Source organism: Pseudomonas putida (genome assembly GCF_001976065.1).
Taxonomy (GTDB): domain Bacteria; phylum Pseudomonadota; class Gammaproteobacteria; order Pseudomonadales; family Pseudomonadaceae; genus Aquipseudomonas; species Aquipseudomonas serbica.
On record NZ_MNAH01000002.1, the window covers coordinates 488,215 to 508,715 of the forward strand.

The 20,501-nt window shown below is 62.0% G+C and carries 13 protein-coding genes and 1 pseudogene; 11 read left to right on the forward strand and 3 right to left on the reverse strand.

Features of this window, described 5'->3' with window-relative positions; all coding sequences use genetic code 11:
• The 7 genes from BKX96_RS08810 (at position 1) to BKX96_RS08840 (ending at position 8,791) form a co-directional block, all read left to right on the forward strand.
• On the forward strand, positions 1–435 hold the full coding sequence (locus BKX96_RS08810; RefSeq protein WP_143512399.1) for a MaoC family dehydratase: 435 nt from the start codon (positions 1–3) through the stop codon (positions 433–435).
• 34 nt (positions 436–469) lie between these two features.
• Positions 470–1,303 (forward strand): SDR family NAD(P)-dependent oxidoreductase, encoded by an 834-nt coding sequence (locus BKX96_RS08815; RefSeq protein WP_046819227.1) that lies wholly within the window; start codon positions 470–472, stop codon positions 1,301–1,303.
• A 97-nt stretch (positions 1,304–1,400) separates the two neighbouring features.
• The gene (locus BKX96_RS08820) at positions 1,401–2,543 is read left to right on the forward strand and encodes an acyl-CoA dehydrogenase family protein (protein WP_046819226.1); all 1,143 of its coding nucleotides are present in this window, start codon (positions 1,401–1,403) and stop codon (positions 2,541–2,543) included.
• A 90-nt stretch (positions 2,544–2,633) separates the two neighbouring features.
• Positions 2,634–4,196: a long-chain-fatty-acid--CoA ligase gene (locus tag BKX96_RS08825; RefSeq protein WP_046819225.1), complete on the forward strand. Its 1,563-nt coding sequence runs from the start codon at positions 2,634–2,636 to the stop codon at positions 4,194–4,196.
• 110 nt (positions 4,197–4,306) lie between these two features.
• Positions 4,307–6,127 (forward strand): DUF1302 domain-containing protein, encoded by a 1,821-nt coding sequence (locus BKX96_RS08830; RefSeq protein ID WP_046819224.1) that lies wholly within the window; start codon positions 4,307–4,309, stop codon positions 6,125–6,127.
• A gap of 25 nt (positions 6,128–6,152) precedes the next feature.
• On the forward strand, positions 6,153–7,520 hold the full coding sequence (locus tag BKX96_RS08835) for a DUF1329 domain-containing protein (RefSeq protein ID WP_077183407.1): 1,368 nt from the start codon (positions 6,153–6,155) through the stop codon (positions 7,518–7,520).
• An 83-nt stretch (positions 7,521–7,603) separates the two neighbouring features.
• Positions 7,604–8,791, forward strand: coding sequence for a lipid-transfer protein (locus BKX96_RS08840; protein ID WP_077183408.1), 1,188 nt, complete (start codon positions 7,604–7,606; stop codon positions 8,789–8,791).
• A 272-nt stretch (positions 8,792–9,063) separates the two neighbouring features.
• Here the strand turns inward: BKX96_RS08840 and BKX96_RS08845 are convergent, their stop codons facing one another.
• Positions 9,064–10,776, reverse strand: a complete 1,713-nt coding sequence (locus BKX96_RS08845) for a hypothetical protein (RefSeq protein ID WP_052760662.1) — start codon at positions 10,774–10,776, stop codon at positions 9,064–9,066.
• Between the two features lie 204 nt (positions 10,777–10,980).
• Here BKX96_RS08845 and BKX96_RS08850 point away from each other — a divergent pair, with 204 nt between their 5' ends.
• The gene (locus BKX96_RS08850) at positions 10,981–12,096 is read left to right on the forward strand and encodes a CaiB/BaiF CoA transferase family protein (protein ID WP_077183409.1); all 1,116 of its coding nucleotides are present in this window, start codon (positions 10,981–10,983) and stop codon (positions 12,094–12,096) included.
• Positions 12,097–12,138: 42 nt separating this feature from the next.
• Positions 12,139–13,218: pseudogene (locus BKX96_RS32835) on the forward strand (LuxR C-terminal-related transcriptional regulator); the annotation flags it as partial.
• A gap of 54 nt (positions 13,219–13,272) precedes the next feature.
• Here BKX96_RS32835 and BKX96_RS08860 read toward each other — a convergent pair.
• Entirely contained in the window at positions 13,273–15,780 is a 2,508-nt protein-coding gene (locus BKX96_RS08860) for a LuxR C-terminal-related transcriptional regulator (RefSeq protein ID WP_077183413.1), read from the reverse strand.
• Positions 15,781–16,082: 302 nt separating this feature from the next.
• Between BKX96_RS08860 and BKX96_RS08865 the strand changes: the two genes are divergently transcribed.
• A complete protein-coding gene (locus BKX96_RS08865) occupies positions 16,083–17,990 on the forward strand; it encodes a DUF1302 domain-containing protein (RefSeq protein WP_077183415.1) in 1,908 nt (635 codons plus the stop codon).
• Positions 17,991–18,016: 26 nt separating this feature from the next.
• Positions 18,017–19,384 (forward strand): DUF1329 domain-containing protein, encoded by a 1,368-nt coding sequence (locus BKX96_RS08870; protein WP_046819217.1) that lies wholly within the window; start codon positions 18,017–18,019, stop codon positions 19,382–19,384.
• Between the two features lie 64 nt (positions 19,385–19,448).
• Here BKX96_RS08870 and BKX96_RS08875 read toward each other — a convergent pair whose 3' ends face one another.
• The gene (locus BKX96_RS08875; protein WP_077183417.1) at positions 19,449–20,417 is read right to left on the reverse strand and encodes a LuxR C-terminal-related transcriptional regulator; all 969 of its coding nucleotides are present in this window, start codon (positions 20,415–20,417) and stop codon (positions 19,449–19,451) included.
• Positions 20,418–20,501 lie beyond the last annotated feature (84 nt).

The window sequence follows — 20,501 nt, forward strand, 5'->3', positions numbered from 1 at the left end:
ATGACGCTCTCTAACACCACCCACGTGCAATTTTCCGATATCCAGATTGGCGATGTGATCCCGCAGCTGGAGCTGCAACCGGTCAACCGCACCACCCTGGCGCTGTACTGCGGCGCGTCGGGTGATCACAACCCGATCCACATCGACATCGACTTCGCCCGTAAATCGCGCATGCCCGACGTGTTTGCCCACGGCATGTTGTCGGCCGCTTACCTCGGTCGCCTGTTGACCCAATGGGTACCGCAGCAACAAGTGCGCAGCCTGTCGATCCGCTTCACCGGCATCACCCAGTTGGGACATATCCCGACCTGCACCGGAACCATCACCGACAAATTCGAAGAGAACGGTGAGAAACGCGTGCGCCTGCAGATCCGTTGCGCCAACCAGTACGGCGAAGAAAAGCTCGCCGGCGAAGCTGTCGTGGCCCTGGCCTGAACCCCTTAACCCTATTTCACAGGAACAATAAAAAATGAAAAAGCTTGAAGGTAAAGTCGCTCTGGTTACCGGCTCCGGCCGTGGCATTGGTCGTGAAGTCGCCCTGCAACTGGCCGCCTACGGCGCGAAAGTCGTGATTAACGACCTGGATGCTGAACCGGCTGAGGAAGTGGTCGCCGAGATCCGTGCCACTGGCGGAGAAGCTGTGGCGTGCGTGGGCAGCGTCACGGCGCCGGACTTCGCTGACCGTTTCGTGCAGACCGCCGTCAAGGCCTACGGCTCTATCGACATCATCGTCAACAACGCCGGTTTCACCTGGGACAACGTGATCCAGAAGATGAGCGACGAGCAGTGGTACGCGGTCATCGACTGCCACCTGACCGCACCGTTCCGCATCCTGCGTGCCGCCCAGCCGATCATCAGCGCCCTGGCCAAGAAAGAAGCCGCCGAAGGTCGTGAAGTGCTGCGCAAGGTGGTGAACATCTCCTCCGGCGCTGCTGGCGGCAACGTGGGCCAGTCCAACTACTCCTCGGGCAAATCCGGGATTCTGGGCCTGACCAAGACCCTGTCCAAGGAGTGGGGTCGCCTGAAAGTCAACGTCAACGCCGTCGCGTTCGGCTTGATCGATACGCGCCTGACCCAGGCCCTGGCTGGCGACGACAGCAAGACCGTCAATATCGAAGGTCGCGAAATCAAGGTCGGCGTGCAGCAGGCGCGCCTGGACGGTGTGGCCTCCACCATCCCGTTGGGTCGAGTCGGCAAACCGGAAGAAGCCGCGGGTGCAGTGGTGATGTTCTGCCTGCCGGAATCCAACTTCTGCTCCGGCCAGGTCATCTACTGCGGCGGTGGTCCAGGTTCCAACTTCTAAGACTGTCGCGGTGTGTGCCCTGGTTAGCGGGGCCAACGATTCGTCGAGCTTGTTGCCCGCCCGCGGGTAACAAGCCCAAGAACATGAGGTGTTTGAAATGCTGGAAAATTACCGCTCCCCGTGGATGACCGAGGACCTGGAGTCGTTCAACGACATGGTCATGCGCTTCGGCAAGGAATACATGGAGCCCAACGAGCTGAAGTGGCGTGAGCAGCACTTCGCCGATCGTAGCGCGTGGCTCAAGGCCGGTGAATTGGGCCTGATCCTTCCGGATGTATCGGAAGAGTACGGCGGTGCGGGAGGCGACATCGGCCACTACGTGTGCGTGGTCAACGCCATGAGTACCTTCGGCGGCGGCCTGGGCCTTGGCCTGAGCCACATCGTGGCGCACTACATCCTCGAATCCGGTACTCAAGCGCAGAAGAAGCACTGGCTGCCGAAGATCGGTTCCGGCGAAATCATCTGCGCCATTGCCATGACCGAACCGGGTGCCGGTTCCGACCTGCAATCGGTGCGCACCCGCGCCGTGAAGCAGGGCGACAAGTACGTCATCAACGGCGCCAAGACCTTCATCAGCAACGGCCAGACCTGCGACATGGTGCTGGTGATCGCCAAGACCGACATCACCCAGGGTGCCAAGGGCGTGTCGCTGTTCATGGTCGACACCAACACCCCGGGTTTCCGCCGCGGCAAGCTGCTGAGCAAAGTCGGCATGCACGCCCAGGACACTTCGGAAATGTTCTTCGACGACGTTGAAGTGCCGGCCGATTGCCTGCTTGGCGAAGTGGAAGGGCAAGGGTTCTACACCCTGATGAGTCAGCTGCCGTACGAGCGCGCGCAGATCGGCGTCGGCGCCGTAGCGGTGATGGAACGCGCCCTGCGCCTGACCGTGGAATACACCAAGGATCGCAAGGCCTTCGGCAAACCGGTGATCGACTTCCAGAACAGCCGCTTCGTGCTGGCGGACGCCAAGGCGACGGTCTTGGCGGCCAGGACCTTTGTCGACCTGATCATCCAGCGCTGGATCGACGGCACCCTCGACACCACCCTGGCGTCGATGGGCAAGTTCTGGCTGACCGAACGCCAGGGCGAAGTACTCGATCGCTGCCTGCAACTGTTCGGTGGCTACGGCTACATGAACGAATACCCGATCGGGCGGATGTGGGCCGATGCGCGGGTAGCACGCATTTATGGCGGTTCCAACGAGATTCAGCGCGAGGTCGTTGCGCGTTCGTTGTGACAACAGGGCCGACCCCGACTGTGGTCGGCCCGACAGCCGCGTCGATAGTTCCAAATCGATTGAATAATAAAAAAGCAATTTGGAGTTTTCATGTACATCACTCAAGGGCTGCACCGTCATCTGCAGCAACGTCCCAATGCCGTGGCCGTCCGTTCCCAGGGCCGCAGCATCACCTATGCCGAGTTCGGTGATCGCGTCGCGCGCCTGGCCGGTGCATTGAAAGGCCTGGGTGTCGGCAGTGGCGATCGCGTGGCCATGCTGTCGTTCAACTCGCAACGCTTCATCGAGTATTACCAGGCTGTGCCGTGGGCCGATGCCGTGGTCAATCCGGTGAACTTTCGCTGGAGTGTGGCGGAGATCGTCTATTCGCTGGACGACTCCGAAACCACGGTGCTGATCGTCGACGATCACCACAAAGCTTTAGGCGCCATGGTGCGCGAACAGGCGCAAACCGTGCATGTGGTGATCTACGCCGGTGACGGCGAAACACCACCGGGGATGCTCAACTACGAAACCCTGATCGAGCTCAGCGAGCCGGTGGAAGATGCGCGCCGCAGCGGTGATGCCTTGCTGGGCATTTTCTACACCGGCGGCACTACCGGCCAACCTAAAGGGGTGATGCTCAGCCATAGCAATGTGGCGTTCTCGGCGATGAACTCCTTGATCGCCGGACGTTGCAAGCCGGGGACGACATTCCTCCATGCGATGCCGATGTTTCACCTGGCGGACTTCGCGGCGATGACGTCCTGTTTCATCAGTGGCGCGACCCATGCGGTCTTGCAGACCTTTACCGCGCAAGGCGTTCTCTGTGCCATTGACCAAGAGAAAGCCAATGAGGTGCTGCTCGCGCCAACCATGATCCAGATGCTGCTGGACTGGCACCAGGAACAGGGTCGGGATCTGGACCTGAGCTCCCTCAATCGGATCATCTACGGCGCCTCCACCATTACCCCGGCCTTGCTGGACCGGGCACGCGCGGTGTTCACCGATGCCAGTTTCTCCCAAGGCTACGGCATGACCGAACTCTCCCCGGCAGCGGCGCTCCTCGACAGCGAGTATCACAGCGCGGAGCACCAGGCGAGCGGCAAGATGTACTCGGCCGGCCTGCCGGTGAACTGCGTGGAAATTCGCGTCGTAGACGCCGATGACAACGAAGTACCGCGCGGCACCGTGGGTGAAATCATCGTGCGCGGCCCGAACGTGATGCTCGGTTACTGGAAAAAACCCGAGGCCACTGCCGAGGCGTTGCGCGGCGGCTGGATGCACACCGGTGATGGCGGCTACATGGACGAGGACGGTTTCATCTACATCTGCGACCGGCTCAAGGACATGGTGGTCAGTGGTGGCGAAAACGTCTACTGCGGGGAAGTTGAGGCCGCCATCGGCAGCCATCCCGCGGTGGCACAAAGCGCTGTGATCGGCATCCCCTGCCAGAGGTGGGGCGAGACCGTGCATGCGGTGATCATTCTCAAGCCTGGCATCAAGGCCAGCAGCGAAGAAATCATAGCCCACTGCCGCGAGCGGATTGCTGGCTACAAAGTACCGCGCAGTGTCGAGTTCCGCGAAACACTGCCGCTGACCAGTGTCGGCAAAGTGCTGAAGACCGAACTGCGCAAACCCTTCTGGGAAAACCAGCAACGCGGGATCGCCTGAACCCATGCCGCGCGGTCGTTGCGGCCGCGCATCTTATTTCCAACGCCAGGAGCTCAAGCGCATCCACCGGTGCGCACGGGTCTCCTTGTGTCAATTCAATCGGAGGACGCATGAGCATTACGAGATTGCGTAGAGCTTGCTACCCAAACCTGCTGGCAGTCGCCGTCGCTGCGGCGGTCACCCCACAGGCTTTTGCCAAGGATTTCAGCATCGGTGAAATCGAAGGCAGTTTCGATTCCGCGCTATCGGTTGGCGCCAGTTGGGCTGCACGGGGACCGGACCCGGATTTCATCTCCAACTTCAACTCCCAGGGCGTTCGGGGGGGCGCCTCGTCGCGGACCAACGATGACAACCGCCTTAATTTCAAGAAAGGCGAGACCTTCTCGAAGATCTTCAAGGGTGTGCATGACCTGGAACTGAAATACGGCGACAGCGGCGCGTTTGTGCGCGGCAAGTACTGGTACGATTTCGAACTGATGGACGAGAGTCGTCCGTTCTACGACATCGACGATCACGGCCGCCAGCGTGCCGCGAAGTCGTCAGGGGCGATGTTCCTCGACAGYTTCGTCTACCACAACTACACGATCGACGAATTGCAGGGCAACGTACGCCTGGGCAAACAGGTGGTGAGTTGGGGCGAGAGCACCTTCATCGGTAAYTCGATCAACAGCATCAACCCGATCGACGTGGCAGCRCTGCGTCGTCCRGGGGCCGAGGTCAAGGAAGGGCTGATCCCGGTGAACATGCTGTACGTGTCCCAGGGCCTGACGGAAAACGTCACCGCCGAGGCGTTCTACCAGATCGAATGGGCGCCGTCGGTGATCGACAACTGTGGCACCTTCTTCGGCAACGACGTCACGCCCGAAGGCTGCAACGACCGCGCCGTGCTGGCAGGTCTCGACCTGCCACCGGGCGTGGCCAACAACACCGGGGCCCCTGGCCTTGCGGATGACGCCTACATCCCGCGCACCAAGACCAAGGACGCCCGGGACAGCGGCCAGTTCGGCCTGGCCTTGCGCTGGTACGCGCCAGAGCTCAACGACACCGAGTTCGGCGCCTATGCGATGAACTATCACAGCCGCAACCCGAGCCTGAACTTTACCCGCGCGACCAATACCGCCAACGCGGTGACGGCGATTCGCAGCGCCAGCTACAACGTGGTCTACCCCGAAGATGTGCGCTTGTATGGCCTGAGCTTCGCCACCAACGCGATGGGTACTTCCCTGGGCGGCGAGGTGAGTTTCCGGCCGAACATGCCATTGAACCTCAACGGCGCCGACATCAACCTGGCGGCCGTGGGTAACGCCGCTTCGCCGCTGTTCGTCGGTGGTCAGTCTGCCAATGTCGCAGGCGCCAGCGTCGAGGGCTACAAGCGCATGCCGGTACTGCAGGCGCAGATGAGCGCCACCCGGTTCTTCGACCAGGTATTCGGTTCCGAGCGCCTGACCCTGGTGGGCGAGGTCGGCTACAACCACATCAATGGCCTGGGCGCAAGCGACGGCAGCGAGGAACGTTTCGGTCGCAACACCGCGTTCGGCGCAGGCGAACTGGTCAATCAGGCCGTCTGCGTGGGCCAGGCCACACCGGTGCCGGGCCAGCCTGGCGTGACCCGGCCGAGCAACCCGCAGCAGGAATGCAACAGCCACGGTTTCTATACCAGCGACTCCTGGGGCTATCGCCTGCGCGGCAAGCTCGAATACCCCAACGTGATTGCCGGTATCAACCTGTCGCCCAACCTGGCCTGGTCCCATGACGTCAATGGCGTGGGTCCCAATTTCGAGGAAGGCAACAAGGCCATCAGCCTGGGCGTGGATGCCGACTACATGAACACCTACACCGCGAGCCTCAGTTACACCGATTACTTCGGTGGCAAGTGGAATACCAACACTGATCGCGACTACGTCGCCCTCAGCTTCGGCGTGAACTTCTGACACGGGTCAGACGGAGATAATAAAAATGCAATCAAGCACTCTGATTAAAGCCTGCACCTTGACCCTGAGCCTGATCGCTTCCAGCGTGATGGCCGCCGTATCCCCCCAGGAAGCGGCACAACTGGGCACCACACTGACGCCCCTGGGCGGGGAAAAGGCGGGTAATGCCAGCGGTACCATTCCCGCCTGGACCGGTGGCCTCAAGCCCGGCGCCGCGCCATTGACCAACGACTTTCTCGGCAACCCCTTCGAAGGGGAAAAGCCGCAGTTCGTGATCACCGCCGCCAATGCCGCGCAGTACAAGGCCAACCTGACCGCCGGGCAACTGGCGATGTTCCAGCGCTACCCCGACAGCTACAAGATCCCCGTGTACAAGACCCAGCGCACGGCATCGGCGCCGAAGGAGGTCTACGACGCGGTGAAGAAAAGCGCGGTGACCACCGAGGCGACCAACGACGGCTACTCGTTGAAGAACTTCGAGCAGTCGCGTTACTACGCGTTTCCGATTCCGAAAACCGGCCTGGAAGTGGTGTGGAACCACCTGACACGCTCGCGGGGCACCAACTTCATCAACCGCCAGGCCCAGGCGACACCGCAGGTCAACGGTGACTACACCATCGTCGACATCGAAATGGCGACGGGGCTGCCGTGGAAAATGGCCGACGCCAAGCCGGAGGACGCCGCCAACATCCTGTTCTACGTCAAGCAGACCGTGACCGCACCGGCACGGATGGCCGGCAGTGTGCTGTTGATCCACGAGACCCTCGACCAGGTCAAGGAGCCGCGCATGGCCTGGGCCTACAACGCCGGTCAGCGCCGCGTGCGCCGGGCCCCGCAAGTGGCTTATGACGGCCCGGGCACCGCCGCCGATGGCATGCGAGTCGCCGACAACGCCGACATGTACAACGGCGCGCCGGATCGCTACGACTGGAAGCTCATCGGCAAAAAGGAGGTATACGTCCCTTACAACAACTACCTGCTGCAGTCGCCGAAGTTGAAATACGCGGACATCATCAAACCTGGCCACATCAACCAGGACCTGACCCGCTATGAACTGCACCGGGTATGGGAGGTGGAGGGCACGCTCAAGCCAGGTCAGCGCCATATCTACGCCAAGCGTCACATGTATTTCGACGAGGACACCTGGGCGGCGGTGGAAATCGACCAGTACGACGGTCGCGGGCAGCTGTGGCGGGTCAGCGAGGGTTACCTGGTCAACGATTACCAGCAGGGCGTCGCCGTGTATGCCGCGATGGGCGTGTACGACCTGATGGCAGGCCGCTACCTGGTGTCCAACCTGGGCAACGAGAACAAGCGCGGCACCGATTACGCCTATCAACCGACCATGGGCGATTTCACCCCGGCAGCGCTGCGTAACGCCGGTATTCGCTAAGTCATTCGAACCATTGCCGTTCGCCCTCGATGAGGGCGAACGGCTTCCCCCTGCGTCCCGTTCACTGAATCTGGAGAGAAGCAATGTCGCAAAAACCTTACGTTGTCGGCGTCGGCATGATTCCGTTCGTCAAGCCTGGTACCAGCGGTACTTACATCGAAATGGGCTCCCAGGCGATTCGCCTGGCGCTGCAAGACGCAGGCGTTGACTACAAACTGGTACAGCAAGCCTATGCCGGCTACGTGTATGGCGATTCCACCAGCGGCCAGGCCGCGCTCTATGAAGTGGGCATGAGCGGCATCCCGGTGATCAACGTCAACAACAACTGCGCCACCGGTTCCAGCGCCCTGTTCCTGGCGCGTCAGGCCGTGGAAAGCGGGGCAGTCGAATGTGCCTTGGCCTTCGGTTTCGAGCAGATGCAACCCGGCGCCCTGAAAGGCAACTGGGAAGATCGCCCCCGTGCCACCACGCACATGACGCAATCGGTGATCGACGAGCTCACCGCCGATATTGAGATCCCTAGCGCGCTGCGGATGTTCGGCGGGGCCGGTCGCGAACACATGCAAAAATACGGCACGCAGATGAGCACCTTCGCCGCGATCCGCGCGAAGGCCAGCCGCCACGCCGCCAACAACCCGCTGGCGCTGTTCCGCAAAGTCGTGACCACCGAAGACGTGATGAACGACATGGTGATGTGGCCGGGGGTGATGACCCGCCTGATGGCTTGCCCGCCAACGTGCGGCGCAGCGGCGGCGATCATCTGTTCCGAAGCGTTCGCCAGGAAACATGGCCTGCGCACGGACGTGGTGATCCTCGCGCAATCGTTGACGACCGACAAACCGATCTGCTTCGAAACCCGTTCGATGATCGAGGTGGTCGGTTTCGACATGGCGCAGCGCGCTGCCAGGGAAGTCTACGAAAAGGCCGGCGTCGACCCGCAGGACATTCGCGTCGCCGAGATGCACGACTGCTTCGCCCATAACGAGCTGCTGACCTATGAATCCCTGGGCCTGTGCGATGTGGGCTGCGCCGAGCAGTTCATTCTTGACGGCAACAACACCTACGGCGGCCAGGTGGTGACCAACCCGTCCGGCGGCCTGCTGTCCAAGGGACACCCGCTGGGAGCGACCGGCTTGGCGCAATGCTACGAGCTGACCCAACAGTTGCGAGGCAACGCCGACAAACGCCAGGTCGAAGGCGCCAACCTGGCCCTGGCGCACAATCTGGGCCTGGGGGGGGCTTGCGTGGTGACCCTTTACGGTCGCGCCTGATACATCCGGCGGCGCATGCTGCCAAACCTAGCTCCTTGTTTCGCCGGGCCATGCGCCCGGTTTTTTTATGCTGCCAATAATGAGTACACAGGACAATTGTGGGAGCGAGCCTGCTCGCGAAGGCTGAGTGTCAGTCGCCGCTGATGTCGAATAAGCCGGCCCCTTCGCGAGCAGGCTCGCTCCCACAGTGGATCTGCGCAGGGATATGTTAATTGCATAAAAAACGCCGGCCCCTCAAAGAGGGGCCGGCGTCGCTGGCTGAAGGATCGCGGTTACTCGCTCTTGGCGACCTGTTCGACTTTCTGCATGCGGTTGGTGTCCATCAGCACCATGCCGAAGGCCATGCCATACATCAGGCGGCCCTGCGTATCGACCTTCATCGGCGCGTACATGCCGTTGAACACGGGGTCGCTGCCGGTGGCGATTTCCAGCACGGTCTTGCCGGTGTCCAGGTCCATGCCGATGTGGAAGCCTTCACCCAGTCGACCGGCGTAGAAACCGTTGATCAACGCCATGCGGCTGCCACCGCTGATCATCGGTACGATCGAGATCGAGCCCACGTCGTCACGGGTCCACAAGGTGTCCCACTGGTCCTTGGCATTGTCCCACTTGAACATTGCCACGCCGCTCGGGGCAGGGCGGGTCATGCCGTTGAGCATGGTCACGTAGTAGCCGGACCTGGCCAGTACCGGTTTTTCCACGGCAGGGATGTTGTTCACCACGAACGCGTGCCCGTCATACACCGCCACCGATTGTTCCGATTGCACGGTTGGCACGTTCGGACCCATGTCGACGACACGCTGGTCGGCCACCCTCGGCGACAAAGTGCCGGGCTTCTGCTTCCAGCCGGCCGGGATCCCGTCGCGCCACATGGCGACGATGTTCATCTTTTTCGCGCCGTCAGTGAACACCACCAGTTTGTCTTCGTCCGGACCGTAGCCCATCAGCGTCGGTGTAGAGCCGGTGCCGTCGGCAATCTTGATTGACGTGAAGCGTGGCCCTCGCTCGTATGGTGCCTTCCAGGCACCACTGGCTTCGTCCGCGTGGATCTTGCCCTGCTTGTCGACTACCAGGCGGTACATGTTCTGGTTGGACGCGACATACACCGCGCCGCCATCGACTTCCGGGCCGGTGGCGAAGGAGTTGAGGAACAATTCGTCGCTGCCTTGCACGCGATAGCTGTCGATCAGTTTTAGTGTGGTGCGGTCGAGGGTAGCGACGGTTCCGCCCATGGTATTGACGACCAGGAAGCCGTTGGGGGTCATGCCCATGCCGAAGGTGGTGTCCATCGGCACGCCGACACCGTTCTTGGTCTTTTCATTGTTGAACAGTTCATCCGGAAGCTGCACTTCCCGGGTGAGCTTCATGCCGGAGCTCGGGTCCTTGTGATCGTTCTGGTCGATGCGGAACACCCGGCGAGCGCTGGCACCAATGAAGGCATCGTCGCGGGTCAGCAGGGAATAGATAGCGCCGCCCAACAATTGGTCAGTGGTGCCGGTCAACATGCGGTTCGGTTGCGCACTCATGTAATCGAGCAAACCTTTCTCGTCCTTGGCCTCGAGAAACTTGCGGGTTTGCGCGGCTTGCTCCAGACGTTGTTCAGGGGTGATCGGCTGGTAATTGGGCAGTTTGACCGGCAGGTCGACGCGGGCCACTTCGGTGAACTTGAAGTCGTCCGCGATCTTCACCTTGCGCAGCGAAAAACCGGCCCAGAACCAGTACAGGTCGGTATCGCCAACCTTGTCGCTGTACTGCACCAGGCTGCCCGACTCATTGGGCAATACACGGTAGGCGTCCGGGGTCATTTTGTAAGCACCACGCGCCACGGCGATGTCGGTGCTGTCCGAGGCCCCATCGTTCCAATGGGTCTGGTTGTTGTAGGACTGCGCCAGATAAGGGTTGGCCGGTGCGACCTGGGCCAGGGCCAGCGTCGGAACCGTCAGCAGGCCCGCCAGCAGCGTCCAATGGGAACGTAGAGCAAACATATGTTCTTCCTTTCTATTGTTGTTATGGCTTGAGGATGAAGTCTTAGAGTAACCAACCCGGGGTTCAGTCCCGAGCCCCCCGTGGCGGGGGGCCACGCTTCGCGGCGGGCTTTGCTAGCGTGTCCACTATTGATGGCGCAGTCGCAATCGGGCACCCAGGGCGTCCAGCGCCCGTCGCCTGGTCACCACGAACGAGGGAAAGAAATGCTTTCAGGTATCAAGATCGTAGAAATATGCGGGATCGGCCCAGGGCCGTTTTGTGCCATGCATCTGGCGGACCTGGGCGCGGATGTGATCGCAGTCGAACGTGAAAAACCGGTGCCGATCGGCATGACGGGCAAGGCCCCGGCCAATCCGATTCACCGCGGCAAGCGTTCGGTGGTCGCTGACCTGAAAAGCCCGGAAGGCCGTGATCTGGTCCTGAAGTTGATCGAAAGCGCCGACGTGCTGATCGAAGGCATGCGCCCGGGCGTCATGGAGCGCCTGGGTCTCGGCCCGCAGGACTGCCAGGCGCGAAACCCGCGCCTGGTCTACGGGCGCATGACCGGTTGGGGGCAGCACGGTCCGATGGCCAGTGTCGCGGGTCATGACAACAATTACATCGCCCTGTCCGGTGCGCTTTATCACTGCGGTACCGCCAACGAAGCGCCGTCGTCTCCCATCACCCTGATCGGTGATATCGGTGGCGGTGCGCTGTACCTGACGATCGGCATCCTGGCCGGTGTGCTCAATGCGCGGCAGACCGGCAAGGGCACCGTGGTCGATGCGGCCATCGTCGACGGCTCGGCGCACATGATGCAGTTGATGCTGTCGCTCAATGGTCGAGGGTTGCTCAAGGAGCAACGGGGTAAAAGCGTGCACGACGGCTCGCATTTCTACGCGACTTACCGCTGCGCCGACGACCAGTACGTGGCCGTGGGCTCGATGGAGTCGCAGTTCCATGCGCTGCTGCTCGACAAGCTCGGCTTGCAGGATGATCCGCGTTTCGCCAAACAGTGGGACATGAGCCGCTGGGAGGAACTGCGCGGCTTGCTGGCCGAGGTGTTTGCCAGCCAGCCGCGGGAACACTGGTGCGACCTGCTCGAAGGCACCGACGTGTGCTTTGCCCCGGTCCTGAGTCCCCGCGAGGCCTCGCAGCACCCGCATATGGTGGAGCGGGGCGTGTACTTCGAACGCGACGGCTTGTTGCAAACCAGCCCCGCGCCACGGTTCGATGGTCGGCTCGAGGTGCCAGGCTCGATCCCGGCCCATGGCGAGCACACGGCAGGGATCATGACAGCACTCGACGCCGGCGACCTTGCGGCAGTCTGGAAGTCGTAGCGTCTGGACGTCGCAATCACCCTGCGGGCAGCCTCGCGCCTGATGGCCCTCGGTCGGTTCGACGAGGCAAGGCGCAGGCTGGCCCGGGCGATCGGGCAGGGCGTGGATGGCTTGGCCTACGCGGCGACGGCGCTGGAAAGCCTCATCGACCTCAGCCAGGGAGGCCTGGCGACGGCGCGCCTGCGCCTGGAATGTTATGCCCCGGCTGACACGCAAGCCGATAGTGTGCGTGCCCTGGTGCTGTATGAGAGTGGCGAGCTCGCGCAAGCGCAACGCGTGCTCACTCAAAACCTGTCATGCAGGCCTGACGATTCTCCAGCGGATGCCTGGATCCTCAGCCGTCTGCTCATGGCGCGTATCGCCTGGGCCTGGGGTGATCAGTCGGTCAGCCACCATCACCTCGCCGTACTTGAGCAGACCGCGCGGGACAAGGCTTGCCATCGCATCCGGTGTTCAGTGTGGATCGAGCGTGCCCGTGTCGCGACGCTGGACGGTCGCGCCAAAGCGGCGGCGCAAGCGCTGGCTCAAGTTGATCGATATGGCGACTGGGCCGATACGGAGCGGTTTTTCGTCGCCAACGACGTCGATACCCCAACCATCGCCCACGTGCGCCTGCACATCGCCCAGGGCCGTTTCGACCAGGCCATTGCAGCGTTGCAACCGGACATTGAGCACGCGCGGCAGCGCGGCCGTTTGCGCCGCACGCTCAAGCTGCGCTTGCTGTTGGCCATGGCCCTTGATGGCCAGGGTCGACAGAATGCGGCGATGGCGCAGTTGAGCGGGGTGTTGCCATTCGCCTACGAGGAGGGCTGGTGCAGCACCTTTGTCGAAGAGGGCCCCCGTCTGGCCGCGTTGCTGCGTCGCTTGACGCCGCCACAGCAGGTGCAGGGGTTCGTCGACGACCTGCTCAAGCGCTTTGCACACCGCAATGACACGCCGTCCAGGGCAGAAATCCGGGAAAGCGCGGCGCTGACCGAGCGTGAGTGTCAGGTGATTCGTCTGGTTGCCCGCGGCCACCCGATTATCACGGTTGCCGAGCACTTGCAGCTTTCCGCGCACACGGTAAAGGTCCATCTGCGCAATCTCTATCGCAAGCTTCACGCCCACGGCCAGGCGCAAGCTGTCGCTATCGCCAGGGCGCGGGGGTTGCTGGATTGCCCATCCGAAGCCTTTCTCTCACAGCAGCACACCGGTCGCCTTGGCCCGCATCACGGCCTGGGCGCGTCGGGTGACGCCCAGTTTTTCGTTGACGTGCTTGATGTGTGCCTTGACCGTATTGGTCGAGATGTACAGGCGCTCGCTGATCTCACGGTTTGAAAAGCCTTCGGCGAGCAACTCCAGCACCGCCATCTCCCGGCTCGTGAGCCGATCATCGCGTTTGCTGTTGACCGTGGGTTGACCTGGCGGGGCCAACCGGGTTTCGCTGACCACCAGGTTGAAGTTGCCGGCGTTCGCCCTCGACGGCCGGGTCGGTTGGGCCGCACCAGCGTCCTGGGAGAAGTGTTGCAACAGGCGCAGTGCCTTGGCTTCAAGCCCATGGAAGTTCAGGCGTTGGCATTCGCGCAGCGCCGTTTCCAGGCGCCTGCAGGCATCCCGGTTTTGCCCCACGGCCTGTTCGACGATGGCCAGTAGCAGCTGACTGTGCACCGGCAACGACGGCACCTGCACGCTGGTCAGCCGTGCGGCAGAGCCGCGCAGATATTGCTCGGTCATCTGCGCCATGAGCAGGGCCTGCTGCCAGTTCCGTTGAAGGATCAATACGCTCAGCGTCTGCAGATTGAGCACCCCGCGATAGCTGCTTTCCTGGACATTGGCGCATTGCATAAGGCGCTCGGCGTCCTGCAGGAAGGCGCAGGCCTGTTGGAAATCGCCCCGGCAGGCGGACACTTGCGACAGGCCCATCAGGGCTTGCAGGATGGACAGGTAATGACCGCTGGCCAGTTGCATGGCCTGATGCAGGAGGCGCTCGCACTCATCAAGTTCTGCGCGCTGCAAATGCAACTTGCCCTGCAACACCCGCAAGCGTCCAAGCAACATCACATGCCGGTCGCCGTCGGCCTGTAGCAATGACAGGTTGTGCTGCAACAGGCGCTCGGCCAGATCGCTCTCACCGCACAGAATCATCAGGCAGATGCGCTGGATATTGACCTGTACTTCCCGGACCAGGCAACCCTGGCGGCGGGCCTGTTCGACGGCGAGCATCAGGATCTGCTGGGCATGGGCGGTTTCGCCGTTGCTCATGGCCAGGCGCGCAAGGATGAACGTGCAGACGAACGACATGTGGCGTTGATCGTCACCCAAGTGATCGAGTGCTGCCTGGCAGTGCTCCGTGGCCAGCGTGCCGTGGCCCTGCAAACCGTTGATGGCGCCGCACAAGGCTTGCCAGCGTGCCAGCAGGCGTCGGTTCTGTTCGGCCGTGGGTTGTGGCAGGAAGCGATTCAGTTGCGCCAGGCAAACCTGCGCTTCATCCAGGCGCACATTCATCATCAGGGCGCAGGCATTGAGGACCACCAGTTGCGGCGTGCTGGTCAGCAAGCCGGCGGGCAAACGGCCATGCCAGTCGAGCAGGCGTGGCAGATTGCGCCCCGACAACAGCCAGTCCGGATTGAGGGTGGCCATGTAATTGGCGGCCACATCGGCGCGGCCGGCACTGAAGGCCAGGTCGATGGCATCTTCGATGAAGCCCGCCGCACTCAAGCCCCGGCAGGCGCGCAGGCGCAGTCGATTGACTGGGTTGAGGTCGATTCTTCCCTGCAGGGCCTGCGCCACGGCCGGCAGGATGCAATGCCATTGACCCTGACTGTCCAGCGGCTGGAAGAACGTATGGGCGCGCAGCATTTCACCCAGGAATGATGTGTCGTGGTGTTCCTCCCACAACTCGGCGCACAGGGCTTCGTTAAACCGTGGCAAATAGGCCAGGCCGCACAGCAGGCTGCATTGTTCCGCATTCAGGTGGGCCAGCAATTCACGTTCCAGGTAGTCGTACAGCATCGCTCGTGCGCCTGTTGCCGAATTGACCAGCAGGCGTGTGCCCGCGCACCAACCCGCAGCCTGCTGCCAGATCGCCTCGCAGCCCGCGTCGCCGGTTGTCGGGGCGAACCGGCGCACCAGGTCGTCGGACTCCTGGCGGGAAAAGGCCAGCGCCCGGTGATCGAGCTCCAGCAGTTCACCCTCGAGCATCAGGCGCGGCAGGTTCCAGGCCGGGCGTTGTCGGCAACTGACCCACAGTTCAATCGCGGCGGGGGAATGCAGCAGCAGGTGGTCGATCCAGGCATCGAGTGCGGTATCGGCCCTGGCCGGGTAATCGTCAAGGATCAGGGTCCAGGGTTGTTTCGATCCTTCAAGCCCGCTGAGCAATGCGACCGCCGTATTGACGGGCTGCGCCAGGTCGGCGAGCTGCTCGGCGATGCGTGTGCAAAACCGGGCCAGGGTCAGGGGTTGTCCCGCCAGATCGAGTTGCAGGATTCGCGGTGCCGGTACGGATCGGGTCATGCATTGTCTGATCAACGAGGTCTTGCCATAACCTGCCGGTGCGCAGAGCAGGCGCAGTCGTTGCGGTTTTTCCAGTAACTGAGCGGTCAGATGTTGGCGTGGTAGCAACCACGGGGAAGACGAGGGTACCTCGGCGTTCAGGCTGACCGGTTTGCAGGCTTCAAGAGAGAGAGGTGAAAGGGACTGCGACATGTCGTTCTCCCGGGCCTTTGGGCGATGCGCTTGCGTTCGGTCCACAGCATCCGCAGGCTGGCCATCGCCGGCAATACCCTTTTCGGTTGAAACGTCAGCGCTTCTCTTGCGGCTACACCGGATCCACTGTGGGAGCCGGCCACCAAACAAAATCACTGACGAACCGCGTTACTTCCCGTATCGACACCATCCCCCTAATCACCCAAACGGGTAACCCGAAATCACCCCATCAGGGAATGTCAGCGTGATGGCACAGTCCCTACTGTTGGCGCTCCAACACAAACCGTAGTTCGGGGAGCCGCATGACAAAAACAACAAAGTGCGCAATCTTTCAACCGCACCTGCTGGCAGCAGCCGTTGCACTGGGGATTAGCGCGCAGGCTTGCGCTGTAAATTTCGATATGGGTGAGATTGAGGGCAGTTTCGATTCATCGCTGTCAGTGGGGGCCAGTTGGGCGGTGCGCGGGCCGGATCCGGATTTCATCTCCAACTTCAATTCCCAGGGCGTTCGGGGGGGCGCCTCGTCGCGGACCAACGATGACAACCGCCTGAATTTCAAGAAGGGCGAAACCTTCTCGAAGATCTTCAAGGGCGTGCATGACCTGGAACTGAAATACGGCGACAGCGGCGCGTTTGTGCGCGGCAAGTACTGGTACGACTTCGAACTGATGGACGAGACTCGTCCGTTCTACGACATCGACGATCACGGCCGCCAGCGTGCCGCGAAGTCGTCAGGGGCGATGTTCCTCGACAGTTTCGTCTACCACAACTACACGATCGACGAATTGCAGGGCAACGTACGCCTGGGCAAACAGGTGGTGAGTTGGGGCGAGAGCACCTTCATCGGTAATTCGATCAACAGCATCAACCCGATCGACGTGGCAGCGCTGCGTCGTCCAGGGGCCGAGGTCAAGGAAGGGCTGATCCCGGTGAACATGCTGTACGTGTCCCAGGGCCTGACGGAAAACGTCACCGCCGAGGCGTTCTACCAGATCGAATGGGCGCCGTCGGTGATCGACAACTGCGGCACCTTCTTCGGCAATGACGTTACGCCCGAAGGCTGCAACGATCGCGCCGTGATCGCCGGTCTCGATCTACCACCCGGCGTTGGCAGCAACTCCGGCTCAGGCCTGCAAGTGGCGGGCTCCGGTGCACAGGGCGGCGGCGTCGATGATGCCTACGTGACGCGTACCAAGACCCGTGATGCCCGAGACAGCGGCCAGTTCGGCGTGGCGTTGCGCTGGTTCGCGCCTGACCTGAACGACACCGAGTTCGGGGCTTACTTGCTCAACTACCACAGCCGTAACCCCAACCTGGACTTCACCCGCGCCACCGTGACCACTAACACCGGCGCCGGCCTGGCGACCGTACCAGGGGCGATCAACTCGATCCGCACCGCGACGTACCATGTGGTTTACCCCGAGGACATTCGTCTCTACGGCTTGAGCTTCGCGACCAACGCCCTCGGTACATCGCTGGGGGGTGAGATCAGCTACCGGCCAAATATGCCACTGCAACTCAACGGTGCCGACCTCAACCTGGCCGCCACGGGCAACAAGAACGCACCTTCGTTTGTCGCGGGGCGCTCGCAGAACGTCGCCGGTGCTCCACTGGACGGCTATGTGCGGATGCCGGTGCTGCAAACCCAATTCAGCGCAACGCGTTTCTTCGATCAGGTGATGGGTGCCAGCCGGCTGACCCTGGTGGGCGAGGTGGGCTACAACCGTATCAACGGCCTGGGGGACGCTGACGGCACTGACATGCGTTTCGGTCGCAGCACAATTTTCGGCGCAGGCTTACTGGCGACGGGCCCAGGAGCTGGTGCCACCGGTGCGCAAACCTGCGCCGGTGCGCCGAGCCAGGTACCGGGTGCGGCAGCCGGAGTGACGAGGCCGAGCAACCCGCAACAGGAATGCAACAGCCACGGTTTCTACACCACCGATTCCTGGGGTTATCGCCTGCGCGGTCGACTCGACTATCCGAACGTGTTTGCCGGGGTGAACCTGGCGCCGAACCTCGCCTGGTCCCATGACGTCGAGGGTAATGGCCCGAATTTCGAGGAAGGCCTCAAGGCCATCAGCGTCGGGGTGGATGCCGACTACGCCAACCTCTATACCGCGAGCCTCAGCTACACGGATTTCTTTGGCGGCGATTTCAACACCAATGCCGATCGCGACTACGTGGCCTTAAGCCTCGGCGTTAACTTCTGATAGCCCAACAGCAAAGGATCGAGACCATGAAAAAAATCATTCTTGTTGCATGCGGCACCCTTGCGCTGAGTCTGTTATCCACCAGCATTCTGGCCGCTGTTTCCGAGCAGGAAGCGGCAAAACTGGGTACCAGCCTGACGCCCCTCGGCGGGGAAAAGGCCGGCAATGCCAGCGGCAGCATCCCCGCCTGGACCGGAGGCCTGAAACCCGGCGCCGCGCCGATGACCAACGACTTTCTCGGCAACCCGTTCGAAGGAGAGAAGCCGCAGTTCGTGATCACCGCCGCCAATGCCGCGCAGTACAAGGCCAACTTGACCGCCGGGCAACAGGCGATGTTCCAGCGCTACCCCGACAGCTACAAAATCCCCGTGTACAAGACCCAGCGCACAGCCTCGGCGCCCCAAGAGGTCTACGACGCGGCGAAGAAAAGCGCGGTGACCACCGAGGCGACCAATGGCGGTTATGCGCTGAAGAACTTCGAACAATCGCACTACTACGCGTTCCCGATTCCCAGGAACGGACTGGAAGTGGTGTGGAACCACCTGACACGTTCACGGGGCACCAACTTCATCAACCGCCAGGCCCAGGCGACGCCGCAAACCAATGGCGACTACACCATCGTCGACATCGAAATCGCGGCGGGTTTGCCGTGGAAAATGGTCGATGCCAAGCCCGAGGACACCGCCAACATCCTGTTCTTTGCCAAGCAGACGGTGACCGCGCCGGCACGGATGGCGGGCAGTGTGCTGTTGATCCACGAGACCCTCGACCAGGTCAAGGAGCCGCGCATGGCCTGGGCCTACAACGCCGGCCAGCGCCGCGTGCGCCGGGCGCCGCAAGTGGCCTATGACGGCCCGGGCACCGCCGCCGACGGCATGCGAGTGGCGGACAACGCCGACATGTACAACGGCGCGCCGGATCGATACGACTGGAAACTGATCGGCAAGAAGGAGATCTACGTCCCGTACAACAATTACCAGCTGCAATCGCCGAAACTCAAGTACGCCGACATCATCAAGCCCGGCCATATCAACCAGGACCTGACCCGCTACGAGCTGCATCGGGTGTGGGAAGTGGAGGGTACGTTACGCCCGGGTGAGCGCCACATCTACGCCAAGCGTCATATGTACTTCGACGAGGACACCTGGGCGGCGGTGGAAATCGACCAGTACGACGGTCGCGGTCAACTGTGGCGTGTCAGCGAGGGGTATCTGGTCAACGATTACCAACAAGGCGTGGCGGTCTACGCCGGGATCGGCATCTATGACCTGATCGCCGGGCGCTACCTGGTGTCGAACCTGGGCAACGAAAACAAGCGCGGCACCGACTACAGCTATAAGCCCACCATGGCCGACTTCACCCCGGCGGCCCTGCGTAACGCCGGTATTCGCTAGGCACCACCGATCGCTCCCGAGCTGATCGTTCCCGCGCTCTGCGTGGGAACGATCTATACAAGCGTCAATCCAGCCAGCCCCGGGTGCGGGCGATCGCCAGGGCCTGGGTGCGGCTGTGGGCACCGAGCTTGACGTTGATTTTGTGCAGGTGCGACTTGACTGTGCATTCGCCGAGGAACAATTTCTGCGCGATGGTGCGGTTGCGATGCCCGGCGGCCAACAGATGCAATACCTGTGTTTCTCTTGGGGTAAGGGTGATGGGGGGGATGCCGAGCCGACCAAGCACTTGCGTGACAAAGGCCGGATCAATACCCCTGTCGGCATGCGCGCATCGCTGCTCGTCCCAGCGTCGTAACAGCGCCGCCAAGGGCTCACCTTCGTCAATAAAACACTGCCAGAAACCGACATCACCCGCCAAACGCATGGCGCGGTCGAGTGTCTGCATGGCCAATCGATTTTGCTTGAGTCCACCCTGAGCCATGGCCAACAGCAATTGCAGCCTGATTTCCCGGGGACGATTCTGTTGTGGGGTGTGAAGCGCCAACAGCAGATCGTCGACCGCAGCGTTGTAATTGCCTTGGGCAATGCGCAGGCGCTGGGATGCGATCAGCGGGATGTCGAATTCGCCAGTGGCCAATCCGCAAAACCGTCGGTCGCTGATGGTTAGCGATGTTTGCAAGGCCACCTGCGCCACATCCAGCTGGTTGTTCAGGGTCGCCACCCGGGTGCGTTCCAGCCAGGCTGCGCATTGGGCTTGCGCGCAGCCCGATTGTTGCCCGAACCGCTCAAGCTCGATCAAGTGGCGCAACCAGCTTTCTCGCTCGCCACGCATCAGGGCCAGGCGAGCCAGCAGCACGTGGCTGATGACCAGGGCATCGGCTGCGACGATCCGCCGGGCTTCGGGCAGGATGTCTGTCAGTCGCTGCCCGGCCTCATGGAGTTCACCGCGCTCATAAAACGCAAGGGCCGTGAGCGCATCGCGCAACGGGTCTGGGCAGGGTGCCACGTGACGGGGGGCAAGGAGGCCAGGCATGACAGTGATCCCGGTAAATTCAGCCACGATCCTCTGTTTTCCGGCCGTCGGGGAGTAGCAAATTCGCAGGTGCCATTCTCCCAC